This is a genomic window from Ewingella sp. C233 (assembly GCF_055407225.1).
The window spans coordinates 69753-85957 of record NZ_JBUZRI010000005.1 but is presented as its reverse complement, the minus strand read 5'-3'; the positions used below and the strand labels follow the sequence as shown (position 1 = coordinate 85957).

General features: G+C 48.9%; 16 protein-coding genes. 7 read left to right on the top strand and 9 right to left on the bottom strand.

Going from position 1 to position 16205, the window contains the following annotated elements:
• Nucleotides 1–41: 41 nt before the first annotated feature.
• Entirely contained in the window at nucleotides 42–1052 is a 1011-nt protein-coding gene (gene gap, locus ACZRKO_RS19650; protein ID WP_463738921.1) for a type I glyceraldehyde-3-phosphate dehydrogenase, read from the bottom strand.
• A gap of 77 nt (nucleotides 1053–1129) precedes the next feature.
• A complete protein-coding gene (locus ACZRKO_RS19645; RefSeq protein ID WP_463738920.1) occupies nucleotides 1130–2110 on the bottom strand; it encodes a GlxA family transcriptional regulator in 981 nt (326 codons plus the stop codon).
• A 194-nt stretch (nucleotides 2111–2304) separates the two neighbouring features.
• Between ACZRKO_RS19645 and ACZRKO_RS19640 the strand changes: the two genes are divergently transcribed.
• The gene (locus tag ACZRKO_RS19640) at nucleotides 2305–2910 is read left to right on the top strand and encodes a transglycosylase SLT domain-containing protein (protein WP_463738919.1); all 606 of its coding nucleotides are present in this window, start codon (nucleotides 2305–2307) and stop codon (nucleotides 2908–2910) included.
• 44 nt (nucleotides 2911–2954) lie between these two features.
• Here ACZRKO_RS19640 and ACZRKO_RS19635 read toward each other — a convergent pair whose 3' ends face one another.
• The 3 genes from ACZRKO_RS19635 to ACZRKO_RS19625 all read right to left on the bottom strand — a co-directional run bounded on the left by ACZRKO_RS19635 (nucleotide 2955) and on the right by ACZRKO_RS19625 (nucleotide 6057).
• The gene (locus ACZRKO_RS19635; protein WP_463738918.1) at nucleotides 2955–3272 is read right to left on the bottom strand and encodes an RcnB family protein; all 318 of its coding nucleotides are present in this window, start codon (nucleotides 3270–3272) and stop codon (nucleotides 2955–2957) included.
• Between the two features lie 362 nt (nucleotides 3273–3634).
• Nucleotides 3635–4972: a glycoside hydrolase family 10-like protein gene (locus ACZRKO_RS19630; RefSeq protein WP_463739045.1), complete on the bottom strand. Its 1338-nt coding sequence runs from the start codon at nucleotides 4970–4972 to the stop codon at nucleotides 3635–3637.
• Between the two features lie 122 nt (nucleotides 4973–5094).
• A complete protein-coding gene (locus ACZRKO_RS19625; RefSeq protein WP_463738917.1) occupies nucleotides 5095–6057 on the bottom strand; it encodes a DMT family transporter in 963 nt (320 codons plus the stop codon).
• Between the two features lie 138 nt (nucleotides 6058–6195).
• Between ACZRKO_RS19625 and ACZRKO_RS19620 the strand changes: the two genes are divergently transcribed.
• Nucleotides 6196–6687 (top strand): Lrp/AsnC family transcriptional regulator, encoded by a 492-nt coding sequence (locus tag ACZRKO_RS19620; protein WP_463738916.1) that lies wholly within the window; start codon nucleotides 6196–6198, stop codon nucleotides 6685–6687.
• Nucleotides 6688–6745: 58 nt separating this feature from the next.
• On the opposite strand, the gene ACZRKO_RS19615 is transcribed toward ACZRKO_RS19620, so the two are convergent.
• Both ACZRKO_RS19615 and ACZRKO_RS19610 read right to left on the bottom strand, forming a co-directional pair.
• Entirely contained in the window at nucleotides 6746–6973 is a 228-nt protein-coding gene (locus ACZRKO_RS19615; protein ID WP_463738915.1) for a response regulator transcription factor, read from the bottom strand.
• Nucleotide 6974: 1 nt separating this feature from the next.
• A complete protein-coding gene (locus ACZRKO_RS19610; protein ID WP_463738914.1) occupies nucleotides 6975–7373 on the bottom strand; it encodes a hypothetical protein in 399 nt (132 codons plus the stop codon).
• A 654-nt stretch (nucleotides 7374–8027) separates the two neighbouring features.
• Here ACZRKO_RS19610 and ACZRKO_RS19605 point away from each other — a divergent pair.
• The 3 genes from ACZRKO_RS19605 (at nucleotide 8028) to ACZRKO_RS19595 (ending at nucleotide 12789) form a co-directional block, all read left to right on the top strand.
• Nucleotides 8028–8840 carry a winged helix-turn-helix domain-containing protein gene (locus ACZRKO_RS19605; protein WP_463738913.1) on the top strand — a complete coding sequence of 271 codons (813 nt, stop codon included), beginning with the start codon at nucleotides 8028–8030 and terminating at the stop codon, nucleotides 8838–8840.
• A gap of 7 nt (nucleotides 8841–8847) precedes the next feature.
• Entirely contained in the window at nucleotides 8848–9321 is a 474-nt protein-coding gene (locus tag ACZRKO_RS19600; RefSeq protein WP_463738912.1) for a hypothetical protein, read from the top strand.
• A gap of 525 nt (nucleotides 9322–9846) precedes the next feature.
• On the top strand, nucleotides 9847–12789 hold the full coding sequence (locus ACZRKO_RS19595) for an autotransporter outer membrane beta-barrel domain-containing protein (RefSeq protein WP_463738911.1): 2943 nt from the start codon (nucleotides 9847–9849) through the stop codon (nucleotides 12787–12789).
• Between the two features lie 265 nt (nucleotides 12790–13054).
• Here ACZRKO_RS19595 and ACZRKO_RS19590 read toward each other — a convergent pair whose 3' ends face one another.
• Together ACZRKO_RS19590 and ACZRKO_RS19585 are read right to left on the bottom strand one after the other, a co-directional pair.
• Nucleotides 13055–13399 (bottom strand): YebG family protein, encoded by a 345-nt coding sequence (locus tag ACZRKO_RS19590; RefSeq protein WP_463738910.1) that lies wholly within the window; start codon nucleotides 13397–13399, stop codon nucleotides 13055–13057.
• A gap of 108 nt (nucleotides 13400–13507) precedes the next feature.
• Complete coding sequence (locus ACZRKO_RS19585; protein ID WP_463738909.1) at nucleotides 13508–14413, bottom strand: LysR family transcriptional regulator; 906 nt, start codon at nucleotides 14411–14413, stop codon at nucleotides 13508–13510.
• Between the two features lie 141 nt (nucleotides 14414–14554).
• On the opposite strand from ACZRKO_RS19585, the gene ACZRKO_RS19580 reads away from it, so the two are divergent.
• Both ACZRKO_RS19580 and ycaC read left to right on the top strand, forming a co-directional pair.
• On the top strand, nucleotides 14555–15424 hold the full coding sequence (locus tag ACZRKO_RS19580) for a pirin family protein (RefSeq protein WP_463738908.1): 870 nt from the start codon (nucleotides 14555–14557) through the stop codon (nucleotides 15422–15424).
• 91 nt (nucleotides 15425–15515) lie between these two features.
• Nucleotides 15516–16142, top strand: coding sequence for an isochorismate family cysteine hydrolase YcaC (gene ycaC / locus ACZRKO_RS19575; protein WP_463738907.1), 627 nt, complete (start codon nucleotides 15516–15518; stop codon nucleotides 16140–16142).
• The last annotated feature ends 63 nt before the right edge of the window (nucleotides 16143–16205 follow it).

The following is a 16205-nucleotide window of genomic DNA, read 5'->3' as shown; positions in this document are numbered from 1 at the left end:
GCTGATATTAAGCAGCTCCGGCCCGCAGACAGCATGCCTAATCAGAGGCCGCGTTTTTCCATCAGCACTGCGAGATCAACCAACCGGTTGGAGAAGGCCCACTCGTTGTCATACCAGGCGAGGATTTTCACCAGATTGCCACCGATGACCAGCGTAGAGAGCCCGTCGATGATGGATGAACGCGGGTCGCCCCGGTAATCGCTGGACACCAGCGGCTCGTCGCTGTAGCCCAGAATATCTTTTAGCGGGCCCGACTCTGCGGCGCTACGGAATGCGGCATTCACTTCTTCGACCGTGACATCGCGTTTAAGCGTGACGGTAAGGTCGACCACAGAAACTACCGGTACCGGCACACGCAGGGAGTAGCCCGTCAGACGGCCGTCCAGTTCAGGGATAACTTTGCCGAGCGCTTTCGCCGCACCGCTGGAGTAGGGCACGATTGACAGCGCGGCGGCACGCGCCCCGCGCAGATCTTTCTCCGGCTGGTCGTGAAGTGCCTGACTGTTGGTGTAGGCGTGCGTAGTGTTCATCAAGCCGTGTTCAATACCAAAACTCTGATGCAGAACCTGCGCCGCCGGTGCCAGCCCGTTGGTGGTGCAACTGCCGTTACTGACCACAGTATGTCGGGTTGGATCGTATTTCTCGTGATTGACGCCCATGACAATGGTCAGGTCGTCATCCTTGCCGGGTGCCGAGATAATCACCCGTTTGGCGCCGCCCCGTGTGATGTGAACTTCAGCTTTGGCTTTTTCGGTGAAGAATCCCGTCGCTTCAATCACGACATCGACGCCCACACTGCTCCAGGCAATCGCTGCCGGGTCGCGTTCGGAGAAAACGCGGATCGTTTTGCCATCGACCACCAGCTGGTTATTACCCGCTTCAACGCTGGCCTGCAACGTGCCGGAAAGCGAGTCGTATTTCAGAAGGTGGGCGAGGGTTTTGCTGTCGGTAAGATCGTTGATGGCAACGACCTGAAAATCGTCGCGACCCAGCGCAGCGCGCAATACGTTACGACCAATTCTGCCGAATCCATTAATGCCTACTTTAACCATGATGTGCTCCTTAGTTATCTGCCTGACTTAAAAATAGACGGACAGCCATTTGGCGTAAATGACAATAAAGAATCAATTTACGCCATGGAGCGGGAGTAGAAGCGTTCGCGGTATTCTGTCGGAGTGAGTTGAAGATTTCTTTCGAACACCCGGCGCAGATTCAGACTGGTGCCGAATCCGGTCGCTGCGGCGATCTGTTCGATTTTTTCCGCGCCCTGTTCCAGACGCTGTCTGGCAGCATCGAGGCGGATCTCTTCCACATATTTGGCCGGGCTGGTGCCGGTTTCGCGGGTGAATACCCGGGTGAAGTTACGTGGGCTCATAGCGAGGCGTTCTGCCAGTTTTTCGACGCAAAGATCAGAGGCCAGATTCTCAAGGAGCCAGCTCTGAAGATCGCGCAACGGACCGGGAGACGTGGCCTGATTATGTAGAAAACGGCTGAACTGTGACTGCCCGCCGGGCCTGCGCAGAAACATCACCAGATCCTGCGCAATGTCGCGGGCGAGGGTGAAACCATAATCATCTTCCACCAGCGCCAGCGTGAGATCAAAACCGGAACTGACGCCGGCGGAAGTCCAGACAGCGCCGTCCTGAACATAGATCGGCCCCTTCTCTACATTCACTTCAGGGAAACAGGTCTGAAGGCTATCGAGCATGCGCCAGTGCGTGGTGGCACGTTTGCCATCTAGCAGACCGGTCCGCGCCAGCAGCCAGGCGCCGCCGCAAATAGAGACGACCCGCCGTGCATGAGGTGCTGCGCGGCGGACCCATTCAACTACGGCATCACCTTCCGATTCAGTGGTGCCCCGTCCGGTGATCATGATGGTGTCGCGGGTAACCTCAGGATCAACGTCCTGCAGTCGGTGATCCGCGAGCAGATTTAAGCCCGACAGCCCGTGAACGACGCGGTGCGGTTGCGTGGTGGCAACCGTCACCTGATAAAGCGGCTTACCGGCACTCTCCGTCCTCAGGCGGTTTGCCTGCATCAGGATGTCGGCGATACCCGCCGCTTCAAATAACATGCCCCCGTCGGGGACGATAATCAGGAATGTATGCATGTCTTCAAAAATACGTAATGTACAAAATAAGTCAAGGAGAGGGGATGGGCGAGGCCGTTTTAATGAGATGACCACCGGCCACGATAACGATATCATCCTGCGGTCCCTTGCAGACGCGCAACGCTGACAAATTGCATTGAGCTTTAGCTCAACGGTGCCAGCGCCCGAATAATGGATACCAGCCTAGGTGCTTAATGATTTCTCTGCTCAAACATCCTTCACGTTCCGCCATGTTACTGATGCTTCTGGTACTGGCGGGGTGTTCAAGTAAGCACCACTATAAAAAATTTGACGCCCATGCTTACGATGACACGATCGGCGATGCGGCCAAAAAGTATAAAGTCGATCCGAAGCTTATCAGCGCCATCATTCAGGTGGAGTCGAGTTTTAATCCCGAAGCGGTGAGTCCGTCCAATGCCATCGGACTGATGCAGCTCAAAGCCTCAACCAGCGGTTGCGATGCTTATCGCTATAAAGGTAAACGCGGTTGCCCGGATGATGATGATTTATTGGATCCTGAGACCAACATCGATTTAGGCGCGGCCTACCTCAGCGCACTGCAATATCAGCAACTTTATTGGATTAAAGACCCCGTGACCCGCCGTTACGCCACAGAAGCCGCCTATGCGAATGGGGCCGGCGCTTTACTGCGTACTTTTTCGGCTAATCGTCAGACTGCGGTCAGCATGATAAATCAGCTGTCGCCGGACGCTTTTAACTGGCATGTGCGCCAATATCATCCGGCTGCACAAGCACCACGCTATATGGCGAAAGTGGAAAAGGCGTATCGCGGGTTGTGAGTCACTGAATGCCGGAAAACAGTTACCGGCATTCGGCTTTCACATTACTGGAAGAAAATATCGCCAGATTCTGCTTTGAGGATTTTGCCGTCTGTATCGGTGATCAACGCGTAGCTGCCGCCGATGTAAGTCCAGTGGCTGCCCGCGTCTGGCGCTGGGAGATTTCGTTTTTGCCACTCATCAATCTGATAAGGCTTGGTGCGGTAAAGATCCGGAACGGTGCTGCCTAATGTGTAAAGCTTAGAGGCATCGTAGAACGATTTAATTTCATGAGAATTTGTGGCCGCAAGCGCGGTTCCCACCAGTGGCAGGGCTGAAGCCAACGCCAATACCGATAACATCACCAATTTAACTGAACGCATAATTCTTCCCGTTTAAAAGCATTAATCTGTTGCATACCCCGGTACAAAACCCTGAGCTGTAGCACTGGATAATAACGAGAAAACGCCCTAAAGCAGGGGGAGTTTATTGTGTCGAAATGCAAATGCGATATTAAAACAGCGGGAGTTATGCGCCTCGGCAGTGCGTCGTCTTTCTGATTATCGTCGTTTTAAAACAATCTCCACGAGTATTGTTAACCATGCAGCAGCCATAATCCACCGACAGACGTGTTCAATCATGCTCACTAAGTAGTGATAAAGACAAGGCAGGCAGAGGCGGATCCAATTGCATAATTGAACATGCACAAAGTCAGGTCATGCCAGACTCATGAATATCAGGGTGTTTACAGGTGGCCTCCCCAGCGGCTCTTAAGGTATTTAACGGCTTGTTGAGTTTGCGGCTGGTTGAGGTAGTTTTCACGAAACAAAATCGTGCCACTGATTTGCGGCAATGACGCATTCAAATCGAGCTGTTTTTTCAGCTCGGGTACGCCGCCGTTGATCATCCAGTCCGGTTCATTTTTTGACGGTTCGCCCACTTTATACAGCGCAATACCAATGTAGAGGCGCGTATGGGTGGGTTTCACCACATCCGCCCACCATTTCGCCAGCACATCATAACGTGCCGCCTGACGGGCGAAAGGCCAGTACAGCTGAGGCGCAATATAATCCAGCAGCCCCTGCTGGACCCACCGGCGGGTATCGGCATAGGCTTCGTCATAAGCGGCGGCCCCCTGAGTTTGGGAACCGGCCGGATCATGGGAAAGATTACGCCACACGCCCGCCGGGCTGACGCCAAATTCAACGTTCGGTTTTATCTGCCTGATAGTGCGCGAAACCTGCTCAATCAATAGCTGTGTATTGTGGCGTCGCCAGTCGGCTTTTGATGTAAATCCCTGCCCGTATTGCCGGAAGGTCGCGCTGTCGTTGAGGCGCGAGCCGGGGGATTCCGCATAGAAATAGTCATCAAACTGTACGCCGTCAACAGGGTAGCGTGATACGACTTCCGCTACGATGCTGGTGATCCAGTCCCGCGCTTTCGGGATGCCCGGGTCAAGCACAAAACGGTCGCCTGCCGTGCGGATCCAGTCGCGGTGCAGCACAAATACGCTGGCCGGTTGCAGGGACAGCGTCGCGTTCAGCTCCGCCACGGTTGACGGTTTGGTATTCACCGAGACGCGGTAGGGGTTAAACCAGGCGTGGACTTTCATGCCGCGCCGGTGCGCTTCATCCAGCATAAACTGCAACGGATCGTAGCCCGGATCCTGCCCGATTTTCCCGGTCATCATATCTGACCACGGCAATATTGTTGAAGCCCACAGGGCCGTGCCATCGGGTTTGACCTGAAAGAATACGGTATTAATTCCGAGGCTTTTGAGCTTATCCAGCTTATCCGTCAGCGCCTTCTGCTGCTGGCTGATACGGGCGGCATCACTGCCCGCATTGACGGATGATACCGGTGGCCAGTCGAGCCGGGAAACGGTCGCCAGCCAGACACCGCGTACCGGCTCTTTACTCTGCGCCGATGTGGCCGGAACCGGTTGTGAGGTCACAGGATGAAGTGGGGTGACCAGCGATTTCGGCGGTGCGGATGAACAACTCGCCAGTAAAACAACGGCAGCCGCCACTGAGGCTAACGTCCTGACTGTCGTTGCGGGAGAAAATTGACGGGGAGAGACGATGATAAACTCCGTTTTTTAAGGTAGTCGCTCGAAAGGGTCATTCTCTTATTTTTCTACCTAAAGTCAATTTCTTAGGCGTTTCAGCACCGTTCTTCACTCATACTCTTGCCCTATAAACGATGTCATCCCAACTTTTTACTCGCCTTCGCGCCTGCTTTTGAGGATTTGATCGTTACGATCAAAATCCCAACTGATATCACGATGAGCCCGGTCGCCAGCGTCGGCGTCAAACGCTCACCCAGAAACACCACCGACATCAGTAAACCGATCACCGGAACCCCCAGCATGGCGGTAGACATACTGGTACTCGACAGCCACATGCTGGCGGCATTCACGGCGACGAAACAGAATGCCGTCGCAAACGGGCCCATAAAGATCAGAGTTTCGATAAAAGACGCCGAGCCGTCGCCATCATAAGGGCCGTCGATAACACGCGCCAGGATGACCAGCGGGATACTCGCCAGCAGCATTTGCCACGGAGCCAGCTCATAGGCGCTGCACACGCCTTTATGGTGGCGCAGGTGCAAAATACACATTGCCCAGGTGAAGGAGGCGACCAGCAGCATCAGATTCGCCGTCACTAAGGCACTGTCTCCCCAGTTAAACGTGAACGGGTTGAACAGCACCACGACGCCGACGCCACCGAGCAATGAACCCAACAGTTGTCTGCGCGACAACGACTCCCGGAAAAACAGGACGGCAATCGGGGTAACCCACAGCGGCGTGGTATATGCGAGGACCGCAGAGCGGCCAGCGGGCACTTCAGTCATCGCAATCGCACCAAGCACCGTAAAGGTCATCATTTGCAGTAATCCCACGCTGACCACTAATGGCCAGTCTTTGCGCGGTGGGAAGCGCAGCTTACCGGTCACCGCCTGTAGTGCAAATAGACACAGCCCGCCGGTCGCAAACCGTAAAGTGGAAAGCCAGATAGGGGAAACATGTGAAAGACCAGACTTCATGACCGGCCAGTTTGCCCCCCAGACAACGATCGCACCGACCAGCAGCAAAATTCCCTTCACCTTGACATTGTTAATGTCCAAAGCGCGCGTTGAAGCGGTTAAATATTTCCCCTCAGTTTCCACAATCGATTCTCCACACCTTTTTATGATGGGGTAATTTTATCTACACAGGCGTGGATAAACTTTCTCATTACATTAGGTTAAACGTTTTATTTGAGATAATTTATCTCCATAAAATAATATTAAGAGATATTTTACCTTATGAGAAAACTTGACAGTACCGACGTCGCCATTTTGAATCTGATGCAGGACAACTCCCGCACGACCAACGCCGATCTTGCCCGTGCAGTGAACCTGTCACCGACGCCCTGTTTTAACCGGGTAAAAGCGATGGAGGAGATGGGCGTGATCAGAAAGCAGGTCACGTTGTTAGAACCAGCCGTGCTGGGGCTTAACGTCAACGTGTTCATTCAGGTCAGTCTGGAGAAGCAGGTCGAGGATGCGCTGAGTTATTTTGAACAGGCCATCAACGAGCGCCCGGAAGTGATGGAGTGTTACCTGATGACCGGTGATGCCGATTATCTGCTGCGAGTCTTAGTGCCTGACATTCGGGCTCTTGAGCACTTCATCCTTGATCACCTGACCAAAATCCGTGGCGTCTCGAATATCCGTTCGAGTTTTGCTCTCAAACAGGTCCGTTATAAAACGGCGCTGCCATTGCCGGCAGGGGGGATGTCTGTCAGCAAAATGTGATGGGTAGAATTCAGTGGGAGTGAAGGGGGAAATAGGCAATACAGAAGTTCCCCAATGGCTAAAGAGGGTCACGTTGCTGATTGATGGCGACCAGCATTCTCTTCAACAGCAGACGATTTTCTACGCCGAGCTTTTTCGCTATGCTTTGGGTATGCTGGCTCACCGTCTTGACGCTGATCGCGAGTTTTACGGCGATAAGCGCGGGAATAACCCCCTTAGCCAGCATTCTGAGTATGCTCCATTCACGGGCAGTGAGTTTTTTAAAACGGGTCATTGGCATTGGCATATCAGCCCCTCCTTTCTGGCGTAGTCAGGTTTTCCTTCCACGGAGTAAAGACGCAAGCGGCCAGCTCCTGTAAACGGCCCGTTTTAAAGAAAATCTCTTTCTGGCCGGTGACGGCAATCAGCAACTTGATCGCTTCTTCATTCACTATCTGAGTATAAATCACCAGTTTACTTGTGGGCCATTGCTGCGGAAACACCCTAATAAACTCAATGCAATCAAACACGTCGTCGTCTCGACTGAATAATTCCATGACCACCACATCCACGTGGTTATGATGCAAATTAACGGTCAGATCGCTGATATTTGAAGCTGCCACGACGTGAATGTCTTGGGCGTTAAAATAGATAGATAGGCCATATTTAATGTAGGTATCCGGATCCATCATGGCAATATTAAACATATCCTTTCTCCTGAAAAAATTGCCTCGGGTTCCTGGAAAGCAATCCCTGGTGTGGTACAGCAAAGAGAATCAAAACCAACTGCCACATGACAGTAATTAAACTGCGTGTAGCAAAAAACAAGAATAGGTCCGGTCTTCGCTGACTGTAGGAAATGTTCTACAGTGAGTAAGGAGCTTGTTGAATTTTTGGTCAACGACGTGCGTAGACTGAAATCAGGGGAGTGATAGTCTAAAATTAGACAAATCAAAGAGTTATATTCTAATTTTTTGTTACCGGCAAACAGTTGGGAAAACCTATGCAAAGCAAGTCGTTAAAGAGTCAAAAGGAGTGCTAATATGCTTCGGTGGTTGCATTAAATACTAGCGACAAAAAATAAAAATCGATACTTAATATCGATTAATGAGTATAAAAAGTTTTTTAATCTAGAAATTATTTATTATTAAGAATAAAATACAAAAAAGAGTAACTTACAAAGCGTTAATCGTGATCAACATCTTCTTTAATAAAAGATAATTTTTTATTAAAAAAATAAATGTATCTGAGAGGTTGATTATGACGGTAGCTTTGAACTAAATTCTCACCGACTATCAAAGCAAGACTATTATTATAGTAATAATTTATTTAATTCTTTACACTAGGGAATTCGCACAACCATGAAGTATATAATAAATCTCAATCTGGTTTTTGACTCTGACTCCAGAGTGTTGGTGTTGAAAAATGATATAAACTTATCTGTTGGATTATCGAAGCCTGCAACACGGTTGCTATCCGAACTTATCATTAATAACAACACCACCCTTATTAGTGATGAAATTATAAAGAATGTTTGGGTGGACTATGGATTTACAGCATCAAAGGCGAGTTTAAGTAACCACATTAGTGAATTAAGAAAGGCCTTCGACAGTCTCGGCATCGATAAAGAAATCATCATCACAGTGCCGAGAACAGGTTTCAGAATGGAAGCAGAAATCCATCCAGTAGCGAAACATCATGAGCCTATTGAAAAAGTATCAGCAGATGATAGTAGTAACACCGCTATTGATGAAACCTCGCTACTTGTAAATGAACATGTAGTACCCCAGAGCGAAAACAGACCAGAAGCAGAAAAAAAAATAACCCGCATGAAGAATGTAGGAATTCTTGCCTGTGGATTATGCTTACTTACAGTGGCTTTGTGGGTAGTTTTCTTTTTTATGTCTGATAAAGATAACGTTAGGCTGGTGAGTACAAATGAAAAATGCAATATTTATAGTTTTAAAAACACTAAGCCGCCTTCTCATTTCATTGAGAATGCTACTAAAATGTTAGATACGGAAGGGATAAATTGCAGCGAGAAGAGTGCTGATATTTATTACACGGATGCACGGCAGGATAGTGATTTACTCCGGGTTAGTTTCATGGCTGTCTGTTACAAAAGTGCTGATTCTCACTATCAGCAGTGTATAAACTATAAATTAGTAAAGTAGAAAGAAAATGAAAAAAATCATCATCTCTATTTTGTGCATCACCTTTATATGTGGCTATATTTTTTATCGATATCATAGCAAGCATTCTTTCCGATGTGAGGCGCAACTGATCTCGCACATTGAACAGAGCAATAGTAATATTGAGGCAAATTTACATGCTGATATTATCCTCATGGTTCATAATGAAGGGTCTATTTCAATAACGGGATCAGTCAAACAAGATGACAAAAAATACCTTGTGAGCAGAACAATATTCTTCACTATTCAACCCTCTGAATTAAGTGGCGTAAATAAAACCATAATAACTCACGAGCAGATAAATAAGAGCAATGAAATTCCGGAGGAAATATGGTTGAAATATATCTCACCGGAGTCTTCTGGAGTTAAGTTCTACTCTGAAATCAGCAAAGTAAATAAAAATGGGATGTTAGTAGAGCTACTTTCCAACCCTCTTTTTGTTTGTGCACGTGTAGAAAAATAATCTGAAAACGTTAAATGGGTTTAAATTCAATACATCAAGAATTAACCCATTAATGCATAACGTTTTTTAACATCAAATAGGCATTATTGAATTAATCGATATTGTGGTCGGCATTAGGATCAGACCGCTACCCTTTGAAAACCTCCTCTCTGTCAATCTTTTGATGGTTTTATATTTTTAATAATAAATTAGCAATTTCTGTGATGCTCATCCGTGCTTTGCATGGCTATGTGACACCTCTCTATTGGAGTAAAATTCTTAATTTACTTTAATAATTAGAACAAATAACTAATAAATTCATTTATGTATTGTTAAATATCTAAAGTCGTTTCTTGGGTTTATGATTTACCCAGTCACGAAATGTACTGTAATGCGCCGACAGGCTATCGCTCGTCATCCAGTGTGACCATTAATACATTTTCTATAGCTGACTGAGATGTCATGCGGAATGTGGGCGAAGCTGCATACAGCATGCCTGGCGTTGGCTGTAAGGATACTTCATTACAAAGGAAAGGGAGCTAGTCAGTGAATAGGTTTGCGTATAAAAAGGATTTCCAGCGAAAGTCTACGGGGAAATTGACAAAGCGTACATTGCATCAGAAGCTGGTCATTACCGGTTTGCTGGGCTTGGGTCCGTTCTTTTTTCAGAGTCATGCCCTGGCCACTGAGTATGGCAGTATGACCGGCGGAAATATCACCTTGAATGATGGCGATAAAATCATCGCCGATACACTGGATAGTTCGTTGTTGTATGGCATCAATAATCCTACCAATAATAAAAATTCGGTAATCGATTTAGCCAGCGGGGCAAGCGTGATTGCTAATGCTACCGGAAATAACAGCTCGCGCGCTATTATAATGAACGGCGCTAATAGCAGCCTGAAGGCGAATGAATTGACCATTTCCGCCACAGGGCGAAATGCCGTGGGTTTGGCTATCAGTAACAAGTCAAAAGTTGATTTAGGTAATGGCGGCAGTATTCATATCGCCGGAACGGGGTCAGGGCAGGCGATTACTGTCTCTGGCGCATCCGGTTTAAAAGCTAACGGCATTGATATTAATACTAGCTATACCGCGACTAACTCAATGTTTCCTGCTGTTCATATTAACGATCACGGTAGCTCAGTCGATCTCGGCACTGGCAGCTCGATTACGACTAACAGTGCTGGTGCTTTGGGCGTATCAATACTTGGTAGCAACGGTAGTGCAGTTAACGGCCCTGCTAAATTTACTGCATCTAACTTATCTATTTCGACCAGCGGAAATCTGGCATCCGGCATTGAAGCTAATAATAATTCAATCGTTGATCTGGGGTCGGGTACCACTATCTTGACTCAAGGAACTAACGCTAATGGTATTACCATGTATAGCACTACGGTTAATGCCGATGCGTTAACCGTGGCCACTACTGGCGGTAATTCTCTGGCGCTCGAAGCCCGACTAAAGGCAAAAGTTAATATTGGCGCGGGTAGTCATATCTCATCTGAAAAGGCGGGCGCGTTAGTCGCCAGCGGTAGTGATGTGCTAGTTAATTTTCTAGGGACTGAGTCTAACCGTAACTCTATTTTTTCCAGTGGCTCTTACGGCGCTTCAGCTCAAACTGGAAACTCAGTGATTAATCTGAGTAATACGGACATTACCATTGACCGCATTGGCGCGATAGGGATAGGTCTATGGACGATGTCTGGTGGTAAAATTAAAGGTGACAACCTGACAGTTAACGGTTCTATGGATTCCCGCGGGGTTTATGCCATGAACGATAGTCAGATCGACCTGACCGGTAATACGGTGATTAAAATGGCCGACCCGGCTGGAATGGCTATAGCCACTCAGGATAATGCCGGATATGCGCCTAGCCGGATTAACGCCAGCGGCCTTATGGATATCCAGGGCAGCATTCTCTCACGCGGCGGTATGATTAATATTACTATGGCTCCAGGTTCAACCCTGACGGGTGCAACATCATCCGACGGTGTGAATGGTGGAGAGCTCAATATGGCCATGACTCATTCCAACTGGACGATGATTGCTGATTCAAATGTCACTAAGCTGGCGTTAAATAACAGTACCGTCGACTACGCGGAAGATAAAACTGGCTCGGTTTTAACCGTCGGTGATTTAAGCGGTAACGGTACTTTTATTATGCGAGCCAACATTGTTGGCGATGGTGACGGTGTGAATAACTCCGGCGATAAGCTGATAGTTACAGGGACGAGCGCTGGCAATCACTCATTAAAAATACTCAACAGAGGCAGCTTAGCAACCACGGGGAATGAAATATTAACTGTCGTAGAAACCGCTGATGGGCACGCAAATTTTGGTTTGGACAGCAGCGTGCGGAAGGTTGAATTAGGTGGTTACTTATATGGTGTGCGTAAAAATGGCAATAACTGGGAGCTGTCTTCATCCGGGGCTGTCCCTCCGCCTGAACCGCCGGTAGACCCCATTGATCCAGTCGAGCCCAATATACCAGCCGAGCCGATTATACCAGCCGAGCCCGTTGATCCCGTCTCCCCTGGTACTCCGGAGCCGAACGAAGAGGGTGGCAGTGGTCCGATAACTTCCGCAGCTGATGCCGGAGCGAATTTTCTCAATATTGGCTACCTGATGAACTATGCAGAAACCCAAACGCTGTTACAGCGCATGGGCGACCTGCGTCGAAATAACGAGCACGGTGATATGTGGTTGCGTGCTTTTTCCGGCAAGTTTGATTCATTCTCTTCGGGTAAAATGAGCGGCTTTGATATGAGCTATAACGGCATACAGTTCGGTGCTGATAAGCGTATTTCTGAAGAGATTCCGCTAATTTTGGGTGCCTTTGTTGGTATGGCGAGCGGTAATCCAAACTATAGCTCTGGTGATGGTTCCGTGAAGTCTAACCACATGGGCGTTTATGCGACCTATATGGCGCCGGGTGGTTTCTATACGGACGCGGTAGCTAAGTATTCCAGGCTAAATAATAAATTCAGCGTGCTAGATAGTCAGGATAATACTGTCCGTGGCAGTGGAAATTCTGACGGTGTTAGCTTCTCATTAGAAGTAGGGCGGAAGTTTAACCTGAATCAGCCGGGTAATGGCTTCTACATTGAGCCTCAGGCACAACTCTCCTATAGTCATCAAAACAGCGCCCGTATGACTTCGAATAATGGACTGAATATCGATTTAGACGGTTACGATTCTAAATTAGCCCGTACCAGCGCCATTGTAGGTTATGAACTAAACTCTGGTACTACGGTGGTGAATGCGTATTTCAAAACCGGTTACGTGCATGAGTTTGATGGTGATGCTGATTATCATCTGAACGGTTCTAACGAACAGCATACTTTTAAAGGTGGATGGTGGAATAATGGTATCGGCGTTAGCGCTCAGATCAATAAGCAGCACACACTGTATGTAGATGTTGATAGCGCGACCGGCAATAAGTTCGACCAGAGACAGATTAACGGTGGTTACCGTTTTAGTTTCTAATGACTAAATAGACAGTTCAAGCGTTAAAAGGGCGTGGGTTTGTAACCTGCGCCATCCTCCTTTATATGGGGTAGTTCGGAGGACGATGATGCCACGTTTGTATTGGTATTAAATTATCTGATTTAACATAATCAATGTTATACGCACCAAGATTGTTACTCCAAAGCGATAATGTCGTGTTCTAGCAAAGTTAAAATGTCGTACTCCGTTAACCATAACCAGGTAGAGAGGCTTTGCGCGCATTTCAGCGCGCCTTGCCCGCCACTCAGGCTGCTTTTGCCGAACGCATTTTCTTGCTGTTTGTGAGTTCTTCGCTCTCTGCCGGTTCTTCTATTTCTTCGGTAGCAGCAACGGGCAGTTCAACATTTTCTGGTTCTGGCAGTTTGCTGGTACGCAGGATGTGCTGAACGGTATCTCTTTGTTCTGCAAGATGCAGTGAAATATTTTCAGCCAGTGTTTCATCCAGTTCAAGACCGCTCGCAAGCAGCCACTCGCTGAACGCATCGGCCATATCGAGCATTTTGTCGTAAGCATCCGCATCTTTTTTGTTGGCAAATGTCATCTTCTCTTCACCTTTTCTGACCACAACAAATTTTGTTACAACAGCCATGACTTGCTCCTTACACTGTAATTAAACACAGTATGCCAGTAATGCGGACGAGATACACCCTCTCGTCTTTTTTATCGTGCGAACATCATTAAGTCAGACCCTCATATTCTACTCTTCTGATAATGCCGAAAATTGTTCAGCCAGTGAGTCGAGCAGTGCCCTAACCGAAGGTAACAGACCTCGCCGAGAAGCAAATACCGCATGAATGATTTCTTTGCGTGGTCGCCATTCTTGTAGTACAGGTAACAACTTGCCCTGAGTAAACTCCCCCGTTACCACCATCGTCGGCAGCTGTACGAGCCCAATTCCTGCGACCGCCGCGGTCCGTAATGTCATCATGCTGCGCGTTATCAGCCTCGGCTTATGACGTATGACGGCCTGTTGACCCTCCGGACCATTCAGAGTCCACACATGTTCGTTTTGCGGCATACTCAAATCCATACTGGGTATGCCAATGAGTTCCGCCGGCGCTGCGGGCATGCCAAATTTTTCAATCAATGTCGGGCTGGCAACCAGGCATTGTGCGCGATCGGACAGTACCCGCATAACAAGATCGCTGTCTTCCAGAGGAGGCGGGCGAACACGGATCGCCACATCAATTCCCTCCCCAATGACGTCAACCTGCCGGTTTGTCGACTCTAAATGGATCTCCACTAAAGGGTTTTGAACCATAAAGTTCGTCAACATGGTGCTGACTCGCGTATCCAGCAGCGCCACCGGGCAGGCCATTCGCACTATGCCACGCGGCTCCGCATTAGTTATCGCAATCGCTTCATCAGCCGCTTCCGCTTCAACCAACATCGCACGGCAATGGTTGTAATACGTATTGCCAATGATCGTGACAGTGAAATGACGGGTTGAACGTTGAATTAGCCGAGTTCCAAGACGTTCTTCCAGCAGAGCAATACGGCGGCTGAGTTTAGACTTGGGTATCCCCAGAGCCCGTCCTGCCGGAGCAAAACCCCGATGGTTCACGACTTCAACAAAGTAATAGAGGTCGTTTAAATCGCGCATCACGCTCTCCTTATTGTCCTATATATAGAACGCTGAAACTGAATTTTAGCATCTAGTGGCCACATCGTTGCACCCATATTATCTCTCTATCAATCAGTCAGGGTAAATTGGCTCTGGCAGCTTTTTCGACAGGAGATAACCATGAAAAAGATCCTCGGTATTTATAGCGCGCCCCGCCAGCACTGGGTTGGTAACGGCTTTCCGGTACGTTCGATGTTCAGCTACGACAGCCATGGTAAACATCTGAGCCCTTTCTTGCTGCTTGACTATGCAGGGCCAGCGCAGTTTACGCCAAACGATGGTCAGCCTCGCGGCGTTGGCCAGCATCCACATCGAGGTTTCGAAACCGTGACCATCGTCTATCAGGGTGAAGTTCAACACCGCGACTCTACAGGTGCAGGTGGCGTTATCGGCCCTGGCGATGTGCAGTGGATGACGGCTGGCGCAGGTATTTTGCACGAAGAATTACACTCTGAAACCTTCTCCCGTCAGGGTGGGGCATTGGAAATGGTACAGCTATGGGTCAACCTGCCAGCAAAAGATAAAATGGCAGCTCCGGGTTACCAGACCGTATTGAATAAACACATTCCGTCAGTCGCCTTACCGGATGGTGCGGGTCTTGTCCGGGTGATTGCCGGTGAGTTTTCCGGGCATACGGGCCCAGCACATACCTTTACTCCGCTCGATGTTTGGGATGTCCGCATGACGCAGAACGGCAATGCGCGCTTTGACATACCGGCAGGCAGAACGCTGGCCATGGTGGTGTTACACGGGACCGTGCTGGTGAACGGTAATGACGTCGTACGCGAGGCGCAACTGGTGCAGTTTGACTCAACCGGCAGCACCATTGAGCTGGAAGCCAATACGGATAGTACGTTGCTGCTGCTCAGTGGTGACCCTATCGACGAGCCTATTGTGGGCCACGGGCCGTTCGTGATGAACACGCAAGAGGGAATCAAGCAAGCCATCGACGATTTCAACAGCGGTCGGTTTGGTCAGATGCATTCCTGACCGATTATTCGGCTCTAACGCCTGACTATCAGAGCCGGATGGAGGGTCACTTACCGCCCGAAGGGCGTTTCAACAACGAAGGAGTTACCTAATGTCAGTTCCTTATACCCGCCTCAACAAAGATGACGTGGCTGTGCTGTTGGTCGATCACCAGACCGGTCTGCTTTCGCTGGTGCGCGACATAGATCCGGATAAGTTTAAAAACAACGTATTGGCACTGGCCGACCTGGCCAGCTATTTCAATCTACCTACTATTCTGACAACCAGCTTTGAAGAGGGTCCGAATGGTCCGCTGGTACCGGAGTTGAAGGCCCAATTTCCCGATGCGCCCTATATTGCGCGTCCGGGGCAAATCAACGCATGGGACAACGAGGAGTTTGTTAAGGCTATCAAGGCCACCGGCAAGAAACAGCTGCTGATCGCGGGCGTTGTCACCGAAGTCTGTGTGGCATTCCCGGCACTGTCAGCGATAGAAGAAGGTTTTGAGGTGTTTGTGGTCACCGATGCTTCTGGCACTTTCAATGAAATGACCCGGCACGCTGCCTGGGATCGCATGTCTAACGCAGGTGCTCAGTTGATGACCTGGTTCGGCGTCGCCTGTGAATTACATCGCGACTGGCGTAATGATGTTGAAGGGCTTGGAGCGCTGTTCTCCAACCATATTCCTGATTATCGCAACCTGATGACCAGCTACAGTAAACTGACCCAAAATAAATAAGTCATCGTCTCTAACTCATTAATAAAATGGCCCCTGCAAAACAAGGGCCATTCGTCGTTCAGG